The 16239-nt window shown below is 72.3% G+C and carries 14 protein-coding genes; 7 read left to right on the plus strand and 7 right to left on the minus strand.

Going from position 1 to position 16239, the window contains the following annotated elements:
- Window positions 1-10: 10 nt before the first annotated feature.
- Genes NE236_RS21905 through NE236_RS21915 form a run of 3 tightly spaced genes read right to left on the minus strand, consistent with a single transcriptional unit; the run spans window position 11 to window position 3886 of the window.
- Window positions 11-1183, minus strand: a complete 1173-nt coding sequence (locus NE236_RS21905) for an acyl-CoA dehydrogenase family protein (RefSeq protein WP_252843921.1) — start codon at window positions 1181-1183, stop codon at window positions 11-13.
- Entirely contained in the window at window positions 1183-2256 is a 1074-nt protein-coding gene (locus tag NE236_RS21910; protein WP_252843922.1) for an acyl-CoA dehydrogenase family protein, read from the minus strand. The genes NE236_RS21905 and NE236_RS21910 overlap by 1 nt, the downstream gene beginning before the upstream one ends.
- A gap of 10 nt (window positions 2257-2266) precedes the next feature.
- Window positions 2267-3886 carry an AMP-binding protein gene (locus NE236_RS21915; protein ID WP_252843923.1) on the minus strand — a complete coding sequence of 540 codons (1620 nt, stop codon included), beginning with the start codon at window positions 3884-3886 and terminating at the stop codon, window positions 2267-2269.
- A gap of 229 nt (window positions 3887-4115) precedes the next feature.
- Between NE236_RS21915 and NE236_RS21920 the strand changes: the two genes are divergently transcribed.
- The gene (locus NE236_RS21920) at window positions 4116-4709 is read left to right on the plus strand and encodes a TetR family transcriptional regulator (protein ID WP_252843924.1); all 594 of its coding nucleotides are present in this window, start codon (window positions 4116-4118) and stop codon (window positions 4707-4709) included.
- Window positions 4710-5016: 307 nt separating this feature from the next.
- Here NE236_RS21920 and NE236_RS43695 read toward each other — a convergent pair whose 3' ends face one another.
- The 3 genes from NE236_RS43695 to NE236_RS21930 form a co-directional block, all read right to left on the minus strand.
- Window positions 5017-5139 carry a hypothetical protein gene (locus NE236_RS43695; protein WP_289850701.1) on the minus strand — a complete coding sequence of 41 codons (123 nt, stop codon included), beginning with the start codon at window positions 5137-5139 and terminating at the stop codon, window positions 5017-5019.
- Between the two features lie 104 nt (window positions 5140-5243).
- A complete protein-coding gene (locus NE236_RS44575; protein WP_252843925.1) occupies window positions 5244-9908 on the minus strand; it encodes a cation-translocating P-type ATPase in 4665 nt (1554 codons plus the stop codon).
- 120 nt (window positions 9909-10028) lie between these two features.
- Entirely contained in the window at window positions 10029-10637 is a 609-nt protein-coding gene (locus NE236_RS21930) for a hypothetical protein (protein WP_252843926.1), read from the minus strand.
- A gap of 294 nt (window positions 10638-10931) precedes the next feature.
- On the opposite strand from NE236_RS21930, the gene NE236_RS21935 reads away from it, so the two are divergent.
- Window positions 10932-11279: a YidH family protein gene (locus NE236_RS21935; protein WP_252843927.1), complete on the plus strand. Its 348-nt coding sequence runs from the start codon at window positions 10932-10934 to the stop codon at window positions 11277-11279.
- The gene (locus NE236_RS21940; protein ID WP_252843928.1) at window positions 11276-11545 is read left to right on the plus strand and encodes a DUF202 domain-containing protein; all 270 of its coding nucleotides are present in this window, start codon (window positions 11276-11278) and stop codon (window positions 11543-11545) included. The genes NE236_RS21935 and NE236_RS21940 overlap by 4 nt, the downstream gene beginning before the upstream one ends.
- A gap of 32 nt (window positions 11546-11577) precedes the next feature.
- On the opposite strand, the gene NE236_RS21945 is transcribed toward NE236_RS21940, so the two are convergent.
- The gene (locus tag NE236_RS21945; RefSeq protein ID WP_252843929.1) at window positions 11578-12114 is read right to left on the minus strand and encodes an ATP-binding protein; all 537 of its coding nucleotides are present in this window, start codon (window positions 12112-12114) and stop codon (window positions 11578-11580) included.
- Window positions 12115-12277: 163 nt separating this feature from the next.
- Between NE236_RS21945 and NE236_RS21950 the strand changes: the two genes are divergently transcribed.
- The 4 genes from NE236_RS21950 to NE236_RS21965 all read left to right on the plus strand — a co-directional run bounded on the left by NE236_RS21950 (window position 12278) and on the right by NE236_RS21965 (window position 16227).
- On the plus strand, window positions 12278-13144 hold the full coding sequence (locus tag NE236_RS21950; protein WP_252843930.1) for a Sco1979 family transcriptional regulator: 867 nt from the start codon (window positions 12278-12280) through the stop codon (window positions 13142-13144).
- Window positions 13145-13384, plus strand: a complete 240-nt coding sequence (locus NE236_RS21955; RefSeq protein WP_252843931.1) for a DUF397 domain-containing protein — start codon at window positions 13145-13147, stop codon at window positions 13382-13384.
- Window positions 13385-13587: 203 nt separating this feature from the next.
- Window positions 13588-14784, plus strand: a complete 1197-nt coding sequence (locus NE236_RS21960) for a steroid 3-ketoacyl-CoA thiolase (RefSeq protein ID WP_252843932.1) — start codon at window positions 13588-13590, stop codon at window positions 14782-14784.
- A 222-nt stretch (window positions 14785-15006) separates the two neighbouring features.
- Window positions 15007-16227, plus strand: coding sequence for a cytochrome P450 (locus NE236_RS21965; protein ID WP_252843933.1), 1221 nt, complete (start codon window positions 15007-15009; stop codon window positions 16225-16227).
- Window positions 16228-16239: the final 12 nt, after the last annotated feature.

Below are 16239 nucleotides of genomic sequence, written 5' to 3' on the forward strand. Positions count from 1 at the left end.
TCTCCCTCCATCAGCGCGGTGCGCGCGGCAGGCCGAGGCCGATCATCGCGATGAGCTCCCGCTGGATCTCGTTGACGCCACCGCCGAAGGTCAGCACGATCGCGCCCTTCACGCCGTGGTCGAGGCGGTCGATGAAGTCGCGGGTCTCCTCGTCGCCGGGGTCGCCGTACCGCGCGAGCGCGTCGCCGACGACGCGTCCGACGTCCTGCATGCGCTCCGACCCGTAGATCTTGGTGGCGGACGCGTCGGGCGCGCCGAGCCAGCCGAGGTCCATGTTCGCGGCGACCTGCCAGTTGAGGAGCTCGTTGACGCGCAGGTACGCGTGGACCCGTGCGACCGCGCGGCGCACGTCGGGGTGGTCGATGAGCGGCCGGCCGTCGCGGCCCGGCTTCGTGCGTGCCCAGCGCAGGAAGCGGTCGTAGGTGTGCCCGATGTTGCCCGCCGGGCCGAGGGTGACCCGCTCGTGGTTGAGCTGGTTGACGATGAGGTTCCAGCCCTTGTTCTCCTCGCCGACGAGCAGGTCGGCCGGGACTCGGACGTCCTGGTAGTAGGTGGAGTTCGTGTGGTGGCGGCCGTCCATGGTGACGATCGGCGTCCAGGAGAAGCCGGGGTCCTCGCAGTCGACGATGAGCATCGAGATGCCCTTGTGCTTCTTGGCGCCGGGGTCGGTCCGCGCGGCCAGCCAGACGTACTGGGCGTAGTGCGCGCCGGACGTGAAGATCTTCTGGCCGTTGACGATGTAGTGGTCGCCGTCCCGGACCGCCGTGGTGCGCAGCGCGGCCAGGTCCGTTCCGGCACCGGGCTCGCTGTAGCCGATCGCGAAGTGACACTCCCCCGCGAGGATTCCCGGCAGGAACCTCTTCTTCTGCGCGTCGGTTCCGTACTGCACGAGGGTCGGCGCGACGGTGTTCAGCGTGATGATGGGGTACGGCACCTCGGCGCGGGCGATCTCGTTGGCGAAGATCTGCTGCTCGACGGGGCCGAAGCCGCGCCCGCCGTACTCCCTGGGCAGGGCGATGCCGAGCATGCGGTCCCGGCCGAGCCGCCGGCAGTGCGCCATGTACGCCGTGCCGAACGGGTCGTCGGCGATCTGGTCGCGTTGTTCGCCGGTCAGGCAGGAGCCGAAGTAGTCGTGCAGTTCGGCGCGGAGCGCCTTCTGCTCGTCGGTCAGGTCGATGAACATCAGGCCACCAGAGCTCCAATCGCGTCCAGCTGCGCCTCGGCGCCGCCCAGCAGGTGCGCGTGGTGCTTGGCCCACGCGAAGTACCGGTGCAGCGGGTAGGTCACGTCCAGGCCGAGCCCGCCGTGCAGGTGCTGACAGGTGTAGAAGGCGTTCAGCGCCGGGTCGCACGCGTTGTACGCGGCGATGGCGAGCACCTCGGCGGCGTCGTCGTAGCCCTCCGCGAGCCGCCACGCACCCGCCCACACCGCCACGTCCAGCGCCCGCTTGGCGATGTAGACGTCGCCGATCTGCATGGTGACCGCCTGGAACTCGGCGAGGGGCCGGTCGAACTGCTCGCGGGTCTTGACGTGCTCGGTGGTCAGCGCCAGCGCGGCGTCGAGCGCTCCGGAGACGACGGCGACGGCGCCGGCCGTGGCGTGGCCGGTGAGGGTCTCATGCGCCCCGGCGCCCAGCAGCGCGTCCGCGCCGACGCGTACGCCGTCCAGTCCCACCCGCCAGAGCGGCTCGCCGGTGGCCGACGGCTGCGGGGTGAGCGTCACCCCGCCGGGCTCGACGAGGAAGACGCCGGTCTCGTCGCCGGTCCGCGCCGGGACGAGGATGGCGTCGGCCTGCTCGGCGTACGGCACGAAGGTCTTCACGCCGTCGAGGACGTACGCGTCCCCGTCGCGGCGCGCCGTCGCCGTGAGACCGAGGCCCGGCTCGCGGACCGCGACGCTCAGGACCGACCCGCCACCGGCGAAGTCGGCGAGCCGCGCGCGCTGCTCCCCGGTGCCGTGCCGTGCGACGGTCACCGCCGCGACGAGGGAGCCGTACGCGGGGACGGGGGCGACGTGCGCGCCGACCTGGCGCAGGACGACGGCGAACTCCACCGTTCCCAGCCCGGCGCCGCCCAGGTCCTCGGGCAGGCAGGCACCGAGCAGACCGGCTCGGGCCATCGCCTCCCACAGGGCCGCGTCGTACGGCGCGGCCGATTTCTCGTGCGTCTCCAGGCGCTCCGTCGTCACCTCGCGGTCGAACAGGCCGGCCGCGAGATCCTGCAGCTCACGCGCGTTCTCGTCCAGGTCGAAGTCCATGGTCCCCTCCTCACTTCGCGGTTCCGGCGGGCCACAGGTGTCCCCGGCCCCGGCTCTCGAACTCGGCGCGCAGCCGGTCGACGTCCTCGGCGGTCATGCGGCGGAACCGGATCTCCCGGCCGGGCCGCCACCACACCGGATCCGCGGTGCTCCACGCGTCCGTCGCGAGCCCGCGCTTGACGATCTTGTTGGACGCGGTGGACGGCAGGCTCTCGGCGACCCGGACGTAGCGCGGCGTCCACTTGGGGCTCAGGTCGGCGCGCTCGCGCAGGAACGCGGCGAACCTCCCGGGATCGAAGGCGCCGACCAGCGCGACCATCACCTGGTCGCCGGCCGCGACGTCCGGCACACCATAGACCGCGAGCGTCTCCACGCCGGGCAGCTCGCCGAGCACCCGCTCGACCTGGGCGGCGCCGAAGTTCTCGCCGTCGACGCGCAGGCGGTCGGCGTCCCGTCCGGCGAAGAACACGAAGCCGCCGGCGTTCCGGTAGGCGAGGTCTCCGCTCCAGAACATGCCGTCCCGGAGCCGGTCGTCGGCCCGTTCGTTGTAGTAGCCGTCGAACAGGCCGAGCCCGCGGGTGTTCACGAGCTCGCCGATGGCCTCGTCGCCGTTGGTCACGCGGCCGTGGGCGTCGAGCCGCGCGGGCGGGCACTCCCGGCCGGTGGCCGGGTCGAGGATCTTGATGCCGTCGCCGAGGCGGCCGAGCGCTGCCGGCGGTCCGGCCGGATCCGGCGACAGGGCGATCGCGGTCTCGGTGGAGCCGTACCCGTCGACGACGGCGCAGCCGAAGCGCTCGGCGAACCGCTTCTGCTCCAGCGGCGCGGCTTCGTTCCCAAAGGCGACGCGGAGCGGGTTGTCCGCGTCGTCGGCGCGCTCGGGGGTCGCCAGCACGTACGACAGCGCCTTGCCGACGTAGTGCAGGTACGTGCAGCCGTACCGGCGGATGTCGGGCAGGGTGCCGGAGGCCGAGAACCGCGCGCGGAGGACGAGCTGTGCCCCGGCGACGAGCGCCGGGGCGTACGCCGCCATGACCGCGCCGGAGTGGAAGAGCGGCATGGGGCAGTAGACGACGTCCTCGGGCCGCAGCAGGCGCCCGGCCAGCACCGTGCCGGGCACGACGACCTTCCGGTGCGTGACCCGCACCGCCCGGGGCCGCCCCGACGTGCCGGACGTGAAGATCAGCATCAGGAGGGTCTCCGGGGTGGCCGGCGCCGGAGCGTCGAGGGGCGCGGCCGGCCGGGGCTCGGTCACCGGCAGGCCGGTACGGGCGGCGACCCGGTCCGCGAGAGCGGCGTGACGCGGCTCGGTGACGATCAGGTCGCAGTCGGCGCGCGTCGCGTCACCGGCCAGTTCGTCGGCGCTCCGTGTGGTGTTGAGCGCGACGATCACGTTTCCGGACAGGGCTGCGCCGCCGAGCAGGAACACCATCTCGGGGACGTTGTCGAGCAGCACCCCCACGTGCAACGGCCGCGTCCGGCGCCCCGGACCGGCCACCGTCGCCATCCAGCCGGCGCGCGCGGCGCACTCCCGGGTGACCTCGCGCCAGGTCCAGGCGGCGTCGGCGGTGCACAGTCCGACGCGGTCGTCCGCGGACCTCGCCTGGAGCAGGTCGGCCACCGTGCCGGACACCGCGTCACCTCCCGTGCTCGACCCCGGAAGAAAACTAGAACAGATTCTAATATGTGTCCACTACCGGAGATCGAGGACCACCCACAAGGCGATGTCAGGGCTCGCTTACCTCGGCTAAACCTGTTCGGGCCCGCAACATGCCGGTAATGCATAACGTGTTCTCACCGGCGGTAGGCTGATCCCTGACACGCGCGGACGGGGCACCGCGCCCCCAGCCCAAGGAGTCGTCGTGACGGCAGAGTCCGCAGCCGCCAGCCACCAGGGGGTCCGCTCCCGCAGCCAGCACCAGCGCCGCCGGCGCATCGTCCAGGCGGCCGCCGCCCTCGCCTCCCGTGGCGGGGTCGAGGCGATGCAGATGCGCACCGTCGCCGAGCGCGCCGGCGTCGCCCTCGGCACGCTGTACCGCTACTTCCCGTCCAAGATGGACCTGGTCGTCGCCGTGGTCAGCGAAGAGATGGACACCCTCGAGGGCAGTCTCGATCGCCGCCCGCCCCGCTCGGCGACCGCCGCCGGGCGCGCCGTCGAGGTGCTGATGCGCGCCACGCGCGGGCTGATGCGCGAGCCGGAGCTCGCCGACGCACTGATCCGGTCACTCCTGCTGTCGGACGTCAAGACCGACTTCGGCAACCGCATGGCCGGCCTGCTGGGGCGGGTGACGGCGACGGAGGCCGACGGGGAGGGCGGGGAGAGCCGGGTCCTCCTGCGCTCGCTCAGCAGCGTGTGGGTGATGGAGATGCTCGAGATGCTCCGCGGCCACGCCACGAACGAGGAGATCCAGGCGCGGCTGGAGATCGCGGCGGACCGCCTGCTCGCCGGCTTCTGACGACGGGGACGCCGGTCCGTCGGCCAGACGGACGGGCGGACGGGCGGACGGTCGGGCGGGCGGACGGTCGGGCGGGCGGACGGTCGGGCGGGCGGACGGACGGTCGGGCGGGCGGACGGTCGGGCGGGCGGACGGACGGTCGGGCGGGCGGACGGTCGGGCGGGCGGACGGTCGGGCGGGCGGACGGTCGGGCGGGCGGACGGTCGGGCGGGCGGACGGACGGGCGGCGGACCGAGGCCGGAAGCCGGGGGGAATGCGAGCACCGGCCCTCGGCGACAGGCCGGGGCCGGGACTCGAAGGGGGACGCTCAGGCGGCCCAGAGCTGCCGGTACATCCCGGTACGGACCAGGTGGAGGACCAGCCGGGTGGCGAGGGCCTCAAGCAGCATCACGAGCGCCTTGGCGAGGACGGTCGACACGAGGTCAGGCATTGGGGCACCTAGGGTGTTCGGGGACACTTACGCGTGAATTATGCCTTGCTGTCCGTATCGGTCGCGACCTGTGGGAATGTCGGGGAAATGAACATCTTCCCAAGTCAGGGCAGGGATCGCCGCACGCGCGTGAGCAACACCGCCGCCAGGGCGAAGATCAGGGCCGAGCCCAGCCCGATCGCCCAGCAGTGCGGCAGCAGGGGCCGGCTGCCGAAGAAGTGACTGAGGCCCGGCACCTGGACGATGACCGCCAGCGCGGCGAGCGACGCCAGGCCCGAGCCGAGCACCAGGGGGTCGCGCCCGCCGGCCGCGATCGTCTGGGCGAGCTGCGTGGTGACGAGCGCGACGAGACCCGTGGTGTCGGCCTGACCGCGGGTTCCGGAGACCCGCGCCAGCGACCAGGCGGCCAGCGCCGCCCCTGCCGTGGCGCCCGCGCGCACCGTCACATCGCGGGTGAGCGCGCCACCGAGCGACCGGTCCGGGCCCTCCGCCAGCAGTTCCTCGTGCGTCACCCCGGACGGCGGGCGGGCCGCCAGGGCGATCGCGGGAAGCATGTCGGTGAGCAGGTTGACCAGGAGCAGCTGACGCACGTTGAGCGGACTGCGCCCGCTGAGCAGGCCCGTGCCCACGGTGAAGGCGATCTCACCGAGGTTGCCGCCCAGCAGCACGGCCAGGGCGTCCCGTGTGGAACGCCACATCGCGCGGCAGTCGGCGATCGCGTCGGTGATCGTCTCGATCCGGTCGTCGGTGACGACGACGTCCGCCGTCTCGCGGGCCGCGGGCGTGGCCCGCTCGCCGAGCGCGATGCCGACGTCGGCCAGCCGGATGGCCGGGGCGTCGTTGGCACCGTCACCGGTGACGGCGACCACCCTCCCGGCGGCGCGCAGAGCCTGGACGACGCGGGCCTTCTGCGCCGGACTGACCCGGGCGAAGACCGCCACCCCGGCCAGCGCCTCGGCCAGCTCGTCGTCGCGCAGGGCGTCCAGGTCCGGCCCGATCATGATGCGGCCGTTCAGCAACCGCAGCTCGGCGGCGATGGCCTCGGCGGTGGTCGGATGGTCACCGGTGATCATGATGACGTCGACGCCCGCCTTGCGCAGCCGGTCCACGGCCTCGGCCGCAGTGGGCCGGACCGGATCGGCGATGCACAGCAGGCCGAGGAACCCCAGCCGGTCGATGCGCGACTCGGTGAGGTCCTGGCGTCCCGACGCCTCACGCTCCGCCACCGCCAGGACCCGGTATCCGAGACGCGCCAGCCGGTCGATCTCCTGTCCGACCTTCTCCCCCGCCTCCTGGTCGAACGGAACGGACCCGTCCTCCCGGTGCCAGGTGTCGCACCGCTCCAGGACGATCTCCGGCGCGCCCTTCACGCTCAGCAGCTGACGGCCGTCCGTCCTGCCGAGCACGGCGTGGTAGCCGCGCGCGGGTTCGAACGGCATCTCGTCGACCCGCTCCCAGGAGCCCAGGTCCTCCGCGGGGTCCATGCCGAGCTTCCGGGCGGCTCTCATGATCGCCCGGTCGGTCGGGTGGGGCAGCCGGCGCCCACCGGGGTCGGGCGTCGCACGCACGGCGGCGGCGATCACCTTCCGGAGGAACGGCGACAGCTTCTTCTTGACGGGAGTGGCCGCGATGCCGTCGGACACCTGACGCACCCGCAGTCGTCCCTCGGTCAGCGTGCCGGTCTTGTCGAAGCAGAGCACGTCGATACGGCCGAGCGCCTCGATGGTGCGCGGATTGCGGACGAGCGCGCCCCGGCGGGACATCCTGCGCGCCGTGGCCAGCTCGGCCGCCGTGGCGACGAAGGGCAGCCCCTCGGGCACGGCGGCGACGGCGAGGCTGACCGCGGGCCCGAGCGCCTGGGCCATCGAATGCCCGCGCACCAGGTCGGACACGAAGAGCACCGCTCCGGCTCCGAGGGCGATCGGCAGCGTCACCTCCGTCAGCGCGCGCAGGCGCTTCTCCACCCCGCCCTCGCGCCCTTCGTCACCGGCCTGGCGCATCGTACGCCCGACCTCGGTCTGGGGGCCCGTGGCGACGACGACCCCGGACGCGTCGCCCGCCGCGATCACCGTGCCCTGGTACAGCATCGAACGACGGTCCGCCACCGACTGCGACAGGCTCGGCCGGGGGCTCTTCGTGACCAGCTGCGACTCACCCGTGAGGCTGGACTCGTCGACCTCCAGGTCCTTCGCCGACAGCAGGCGCAGGTCGGCCGGTACCGCATCCCCCGCGGTGAGGACGACGACGTCGCCGGGGACGAGCTCGTCGGCGGTGGCCCGCGGTTCGGCGCCGTCCTCGCCCGGCCGCCGGAGCCGTACGCGCACCGCGCTCATGTCGACGAGCCGCCGCAGCGCGTGATCGGCGCGGACCCTCTGCAGACCGGACATCACGGCGTTCACTCCGAGGACCGCGCCGATGAGGGCCGCGTCCGTGATCGATCCCATGACCGCCGAGACCCCGGCCCCCGCCGCCAGCGCCGGAGTGAGCGGATTGTCGAGCTCCTCCACGGTCACCTGCCCCAGGCCGGGCGGCCTCACCTGCTCGCCCAGGTCGGAGCGGCGCCGTGCCGCCTCATCCTCGTCGATGCCGGACATGGAGGAGTCCAGCCGGCTCAGCACGGCCTTGGCCGGCCACGCGTGCCAGGGCGTACGGTCCTGGGGCACGGGGGCGGGTCGCCGGGCCGCGGCCCGGCCCGACCAGGTGCCGACGGCGAACGCCGCCATGGTGGCGAGGTCGATCGCCAGCTGCGCCCGCCGCGGCGCGCCGGCGGAAGATCCGGCCGCGGCCAGCAGCGCCCCCGACACCGATCCGACGGCGGCGATCCGTGCGCCACGCGCGCTGGTCTCCCTGGCCGGCGGGATGGACTCCAGAACCAGGCACGCCTCGGCCAGGCCGGGGCCGCACAGCAGCTGCGCGCCCCACGGCGGACGGCGGCGGTGACCGAGCAGCCCGATCCCCACGTCCGCCGCCGCGAGCGGTTCACCGCCGTGCGCGGAGACGAGCGCGACGACACGTCCCTCCTCCTGGCACGCTCGTACCGAGGCGAGCAGCCGCTTCCCCCCGGCGACCGTGTGGTCGACCAAGAGCCGCTGTGCCAGCGCGGCGGGACCGGCCACGGCGACCGATCCCACGCCGCGGGCGGCCGTGATCAGCGCCTCGGCCAGGGGGTCGAGCTCGGCGACCACGGAGACGAGGGCGGCCGGCTCGCCGTCACGGGTCAGGAGGAGCACGGTCGCGCCCCGCTCGCGCAGCTCGGCCGCGCGCTCGCGGGCCTCCGCCGTGAGGTCGGGTTCTCGTGTGGGAGCGGAGCCGTCCGAGAGGGCGTCGGCGGGGCGGCGGCCGGCCGGCGCGCCGGCCGTACGCACGGGGGAGATCGTCCAGGAGCCCTCTTCCCGCCGGGCCGCCGGGCGGCCCAGGTCGACCAGGGCGTGGGCGCGTTCGTGGACCTCTTCGGCGGCCACCGCCGAAGAGAGGGGGACGACGTCCTCGATCACCATGTCGCCGGTGCGCAGCACCGAGGCGTCGAGGATCACGTGGTCGACCCGGTCGAACCGGCGTACGCTCTCCGGATCCAGGGCGACGACGTCGCGGCCGGCGAGGATCCGGCCGAGCTGGGTGGCGAACGCCTCGCGGCCCATGCGCGCCGCCCTCGGCACGCCCGCCGCGAGCACCCCCTGCGCCCGCTGCCCGTCGTGGGTGAAGAAGTACGTGCCGACGGCGGCGGTGATCGCCGCCGGTACCACCCAGGCCGCCCGCTCCACCGGGCCGTACGGCAGCGGCACGGGCCGCCCCGGAACGGTCAGGGGTGAGGCCTCGAAGGAGCCCTCCTCACGGATCAGGTGCTCCACGCGCCGATGCCACGCGGACCGGTGCCCGCGCATCTCCCTGGTGCGGGCCGTCCGGTGCACGGAGCCGATGAGGAGGCCGACCGGCTGCTGCGCCAGCGCCTGAACGCTCGCGAGGGCACCGCCGAGGATGACGTCGGTGGCCGCGTGCCCGATGTACCGCGTCAGCCGGTCCCTGATCTGAGGGGAGGAGTCGACCATGGAGATCGCGGTCCCCACCGCCGGAGGGATCGGCACGGCGCGCAGCGCCAGTCGGCCCGCGATCGCGGTGCCGGCGCCGGCGAGGTACGCGGCGACGAGGGCCATCTCCCGTAGCACCGCCTGCCGGTGGGCCGGGTCGGGATGCCGGCTGAACGGATCGCCGGTGGCATCGTGCCGGTCCTCGATCGTCTCCACGACGTCGAGGAGCGCGTCGACGGGCACGTCGCCGTCGTGCACCACCATGACGACCCCGAGGACGGCGTTCACCTCGGTCCGCGCCACCCCCGCGACGTTCCGCAGCCCGGTGACGAGGTCGCCCGCCATATCCTCGCGGCCCGAGCGGTGCAGGCCACGGACCCGGATGCTGGTCCGCCCGTCGACCCGGTGCACCCGCCGTTCCTCTATCGCCTCGACGACGGTGCGCAGCGCGGCGCCCGACTCCCGTACGACCGCGTCCGAGGCCCGGACGGCGGCCGCGGGCAGGCGCGTCACCAGCCCCGGCAGCCGCGCCATCTCGCCCGGCGCCCGCACGGCGAGGTCCGGTAGTTCCGCGACCGCGCCCGGGAGACGCGCCACGGCACCCGGCAGACCCGCGACCGCACCGGGCAGACGCGCCGCACCCGGCACGCCCGCGACCACGCCGGGCAGACTCGTCACCGCGCCGGTCACGGCACCCGGCAGACTCGTCAGACGCGCGGCCTCGTCCGAGGCTCGCCGCGCCACGGCAGGCAGTACCGCGCCCGACGCCAGCGCGGCCGTGCCAGGGAGTGTCGTCGCGATGTAGACAAGATCAGTCGCGGTACGGAGCAGGCCTCGCAGCGGCATGACGCGGGGGCCCGGCCGTCAGACGCTCTCGGGGGCCTTCGACCGGCCGGTCGCGGACTCTCCCGCGGTTCCCGACCGGCTCCCGGCTCCGCTCTCGCTCGCGGTCCTGGCCGCGGTCGCAGTCCTGGCCGCGGTCGCGGTCCTGGCCGTCGTTCGGGACCGGCCCGTCGCTCCGGACCGGCTCGTGGACCGAGACGTGCTCGCCGGCTGTCCCGTTTCCTGCGCGCTCGGCGCCCGGGAGGGCTGCGCCGGTCCTCGCTTGCCGAATGCCCGGCGCGCCATCATCGTTCCGACGCCGATGGCGGCGGCGACCGGCCAGTCGATGATGCCGAACACGGCGGCGGCTCCCAGACCGCCGTAGAACATCAGCCGGTCCGGAGGCGGCAGGAAGGAGACGGCGACCCGGCCCGCGTCGCCGACGTAGGAGATCCCACGGGTGGGAACGGGGACCTGCATGACCTTCACGCGCGGCATGACGACGGGGACGGGAACCGTCGCCCCGTGCTCAGCGCGCCGCGACGTCCGCTCCAAGGTCGCCGATCGGCCGCCCCGGCCGGTGGCCGTGGTCTTCGCCGATGCCCTCCGCGACGTGGACTTCTCTTTCGTGGCCTTCTTCTGCGCGGCCATGCCGACCATCCCCCCCGTGCCGGAACACCGTTTTCCGCTCTCGAAGCTCCACGTTGCTCCGCGGAAGGCCTCGACACAAGCCCACAAGGGGAGATCCGGACAGACCTTTTCCCTGGTCAGGGTCATACGAACGGCAACTTCGGGCGATTTGCGCCAGACGCCGGACTTGCAGCAGGCCCGACAGTCCGCGAACGCCGTTCGCCGCACGATGGAGACCGTCGGTGGGGTCGCCGACGGACCGCGGTGACGGGCACAGGCATCATCGAACTACGTCTCGACCGTCTGAGGAGGAAGATGCCGGACGACGAACCCGGGCACGAGCCCGACTACCGGTTCTCGCTCGCCAATGAACGAACCCTGCTGGCCTGGGTGCGAACGTCTTTTGGACTGGTCGCGCTGGGCATACCGCTGGCCGGCGGGATCCAGGGCGTGGCCCTGCCGGGCTGGCACCGCGAGATCGGCCTGGGCGCGATCGCGTTGAGCGTGGCGATCGCGCCCATCGCCTACCGCCGATGGCGGCGCGCCCAAGAGGCCATGCGCCTCGGCGTCTGCCTGCCGCGTGATCCCCTTCCCGCCCTCCTGACGGTGGGCGTGGCGATCCTGTTCGCCATCACGCTCATAAGCACGGTCGTGACCCGGTGAGCTCCGGCCTGCAGGCCCAGCGGACGGAACTGGCGTGGCTGCGGACGACGCTGTCGAGCTGGGCGGTCGGCCTGCTCGCCCTCAAGATCGCTTTCCCGGTCGGGGCCGTGGCGCTGCTCGGCCCGCTGGCCGTGACCGTCGTCGCGCACCGCAGGCGACGGCGGCTGCGCGCGTACGGCGTGCCGCCGCCCCTTTCACGGGCGGAGGGAATGCTCGTCGCCGGCGCCTGCGCGGTGATCGCGATCGCGGGCGCCGTGCTGATCTGACCCAGCCGCCGTACGGGTCCGGCGTGGCACGGTCAGCAGGCGGCGCGCACCGTGAAGCTCGCCCACACCACTTTTCCGTGGCCGTACAGCGGGGTCCAGCTCCACGAGTCGCTGAACGCGGCGACGAGGTACAGGCCACGGCCGCTCTGCGAAACGAAGTCGGCCTCCCCCGGCATCGGCACCTCGTCGCTGGGATCGGCGACCGCGCAGGTCAACCGGCCGCCGGTGCGCAGCAGCCCGAGCCCGATCGGCGTCTCGCCGACGGAACGGGCCGCCCCTCCGACGGCATGCCGCAGGGCGTTGGTCACGAGTTCGGACACGACGAGCCCGACGTCGTCGTACATGGCCGCCAGGCCCCATCGGGCGAGTCCGTCCCGCGAGAACTCGCGCGCCTCCCGTACGGATTCGGGCACCGCGGCGAGGTCCCGCGTCACCATGTTCAACCCCGCCCTGGCGGGCGGGACCGTGTGGTCATGCCACCGTTCCCCGCGGGCGATCGCCGACAACAGCCACTCTTGCGCTTCATCGACGCTCTCTCCGGTCATCCAGCGCGCTCCGTGTGCTGTCATCGCGATCCTCTGGGAAGCAGTGATCGGCGTACCTCGCGCGCTATCCTGCTCGACATGCCTTGCATATGCAAGGCCCGATGCACGTGCAGGCAATCGTGCAACTCTGACAGCGGAGGGGAGGGAGTGGCACACTGTGCGCTGACCGATGCTCATGGAGGTAGGGGTGGACACAGCGCAGCCCGCTGGGGGACCGACCGTTCTTCGCCGGCTCCTTGGTGCTCAGCTGCGCCGGTTGCGTGAGCGGCAGGGCATCACCCGCGAGGAGGCCGGATACGCGATCCGGGCCTCCGGTTCCAAGATGAGCCGCCTGGAGTTGGGACGGGTGGGCTTCAAGGAACGCGACGTGGCCGACCTGCTCACTCTCTACGGGGTCATGAACGAGCGGGAAAGGGCGACCCTTCTCGACCTCGCCCAGGACGCCAACACTCCCGGCTGGTGGCACAGGTACGGCGACGTTCTGCCGGGCTGGTTCGAGACCTACGTGGGGCTGGAAGAGGCCGCTGCGCTGATCCGCACCTACGAGGTCCAGTTCATCCCCGGTCTGCTGCAGACCGAGGAATACGCCCGTTCCGTCATCTCCCTGGGCAACTCGGCCGCGCCTCCCGAGGAGATCGAGCAGAGGGTCAGCCTGCGGATAACTCGTCAGAAACTGCTAACACGAGGGGACGGTCCCCGACTGTGGGCGGTCGTGGACGAGGCGGCGTTGCGACGCCCGATCGGGGGACGAGAAGTGATGCGGGGTCAGATCGAGCGCCTCATCGAGGCGACCAAACTGCCCAATGTCATTCTCCAGGTGTTGCCGTTCCGGGTCGGCGGTCATACCGCCGAGGCCGGGGCGTTCACCATCCTGCGGTTTCCCGAGTCGGACCTGCCGGACGTGGTCTACATCGAGCAACTGACCAGTGGCCTGTATCTGGACAGACGCGATGACGTGGACGCCTACATGGAGGCGATGGAACGCCTCTGTGTGGTCAGCGCACCTCCGGACAACACCGCCGAGATCCTCAGCAGGATTCTCCAGGAGACATGAATGCAGTACCGGGTGTACAACGGCATCCCCGCCACCGATCTCGCCGACGTCCGATGGCAGAAGAGCCACCGGAGCAACTCGCAGGGTAATTGCGTCGAGCTGGCGCAGCTCCCCGACGGGAGCGTCGCCGTCAGAAACTCCCGGCATCCGGCCGGGCCCGCGCTGGTCTACACGAAGGCGGAGATCAAGGCCCTGATCCAGGGCGCCAAGTCCGGCGATTTCGACACTCTGATCGCCTGACCAACCTCACACAACCCCCCGCCCGGGCACCCTCGGCCGGGGGTCACCGGAAGGGGCACCACCGAGCCTCCGCGGCCACGCTCACCGAATCGAACCGAACAGGAACAAGTTCTCTTCGTCCGTTACGTACGCGAAGAGGCTTGCAGAAGCCGTATTAGAACGGGTTATAGTTCGGGCGAAGCGTCGTTACCGCAGGAGGCCAGATGGGCTCGCCGGTCATCGTGGAAGCCGTACGCACGCCGATCGGCAAGCGCCGCGGATGGCTCGCCGGGCTCAAGCCCCAGGCGGTGCTGGCCCATGCCCAGCGCGCCGCGGTCGAGCGCGCCGGAGTAGATCCGGCCGATGTCGGCCAGGTGTTCGCCGGCTGCGTCACCCAGGCGGGTGAACAGGGCGGGCACGTCGGGCGCTACGCCTGGCTCTACGCGGGCCTGCCCTACCAGGTCGGCGTCACGACGCTCGACGCTCAGTGCGGGTCCAGCCAGCAGGCCGTCCACCTGGCCGCCGCCCTCGTCCACGCCGGGGTGGTGGAGGCCGCGATCGGCTGCGGCGTGGAGGTGATGAGCCGCGCGCCGCTCGGCGCGAACGTGGCGAGCACAGGCCCCTGCGAGGAGGCCGGCGGACGCCATCCATACGCACGCTCCCGCCCGGACGACTGGTCGATCGACCTGCCCGACCAGTTCACCGCCGCCGAGCGCATCGCGGCGCGACGCGGCCTGACCCGCTCCGACCTCGACGCCTTCGGCCTGCGGTCACAGCAGCTGGCCGCCAAGGCGCAGGCGGACGGCCGCTTCGACCGTGAGATCGCGCCGATCGAGGCACCGGTGCTCGGAGACGACGGCGCGCCGACCGGAGCGGTCCGCACGGTCGACCGCGACCAGGGGCTGCGCGAGACCACGCTCGACGGGCTGGCGAAACTGCGACCGGCGGCCCGGGAAGGGCTGCACACAGCCGGGACGTCCTCACAGATCTCCGACGGCGCCGCCGCCGTGCTCGTGATGTCCGAGGAGCGGGCCCGCGCGCACGGGCTGCGGCCCCGGGCGCGAATCCGGGCGCAGGCGCTCGTGGGCGCCGAGCCGTACTACCACCTGGACGGGCCCGTCCGGGCGACGGCCACCGTCCTCGAAGCGGCGGGCATGACGATGGCGGACATCGACCTGTTCGAGGTGAACGAGGCGTTCGCCTCGGTCGTGCTGTCGTGGGCGTCGGTCCATGGGCCGGACCTGGACCGGGTGAACGTCAACGGCGGAGCGATCGCCCTGGGCCACCCGGTGGGCGCCACCGGGGCCCGGCTCATCACGACGGCCCTGTACGAGATGGAGCGCCGCGACGCGTCGACCGCTCTGATCACGATGTGCGCGGGCGGCGCCCTCTCGACGGCGACCATCCTCGAACGCGCCTGAGCTTCGGCCGACGGCACCACGCGCGCGCCCGTACGCGCCCGTAGTAGGCGCCCGTAGGCGCCCGCTACGCGCGCCGAAACGGTCTCCGAGATTCGGTTATCGGTCGATCACGATGCGTTGATGAGACACGCGCCACGTCCCCGTCGACCTCCCGCATCTTGACCCTAACGAGCGCTTGGTTTAGAACGTGTTCCAGAGCCAGCCGCCTCCTGAGGAGCGCCGATGCCGATCGACATCATCACGCCGGAGATCTACGAGCGAGGGGGCTTCCCGGATGAGGGCTTCCGCCGGCTGCGACGGGAGTCCCCGGTGTACTGGCACGAGGACCCCAACGACAGCTCGCCGGGCTTCTGGGCGGTGACCAAGTACGACGACGTGGTCCACGTCTCCCGGCATCCGGAGCTCTTCTCCTCGGCCGAGCGTACGTCGATGTTCGATGAGTTCACCGACGATGACATCGCGCTGTACCGGCTGATGATGCTCTTCATGGACCCACCGCAGCACACCCGCCAGCGCGGCTACGTCAACAAGGGCTTCACGCCACGGATGATCAAACAGCTCGAGGAGCACATCCGCGACGTCAGCCACCAGCTGATCGACGACGTGGTCGAGCGCGGCGAGGCCTGCTTCGTCCGCGACATCTCCGCGCCGTTCCCGCTGTATGTGATCTGCGAGCTCATCGGCGCGCCCGTGGAGGACCGCGGCAGGCTGTTCGACCTGTCCAACGCCCTGATCGGCTTCGACGACCCGGACTACGGCACCTCCACCGAGCACGCGCGCGACGTCTCGGCGGAGGTCCTCACCTACGCCCACGAGCTGGCCGCGTACCACCGGGAACACCCGGGCGACGACATCGCCACCAAGCTGCTGCAGCCCGACGCCGACGGCCGGGTGCTCAGCGCGGACGAGTTCGCGATGTTCATCCTGATGCTGATCATGGCGGGCAACGAGACGACGCGGAACGGCGCGTCGGGCGGCATGCTGGCCTTCTTCGAGCACCCGGACCAGTGGCGGCGACTGCTCTCCAACCAGGGTCTGATCAAGACCACCGCGGACGAGATCGTGCGCTGGGTCAGCCCGGTGAACCTGTTCCGGCGGACGGCGATGCGCGACACCGAACTGCGCGGGCAGCGCATCAAGGAAGGCGACAAGGTCGTCATCTTCTACCCCTCGGCCAACCGCGACGAGGACGTGTTCGACGACCCGTACACCTTCGACGTCGGCCGCGACCCGAACCCCCACATCGGCTTCGGGGGCGGCGGCCCGCACTTCTGCCTCGGCACGCACCTCGCGCGGCTGGAGCTGACCGTGCTGTTCGAGGTGCTCCTGGAGCGGATGCCGGACATCGAGCAGGCGGGCGAGGCGCGCCGCCTGCGGTCCAACTTCATCAACGGCATCAAGGAGCTACCGGTCCGATTCACCCCCTCGAAACCGCGCAAATAGAACAAGTTTCAC

Origin of the sequence: Actinoallomurus purpureus (assembly GCF_024055795.1) — a bacterium.
Classification (GTDB): Bacteria; Actinomycetota; Actinomycetes; order Streptosporangiales; family Streptosporangiaceae; genus Actinoallomurus; species Actinoallomurus purpureus.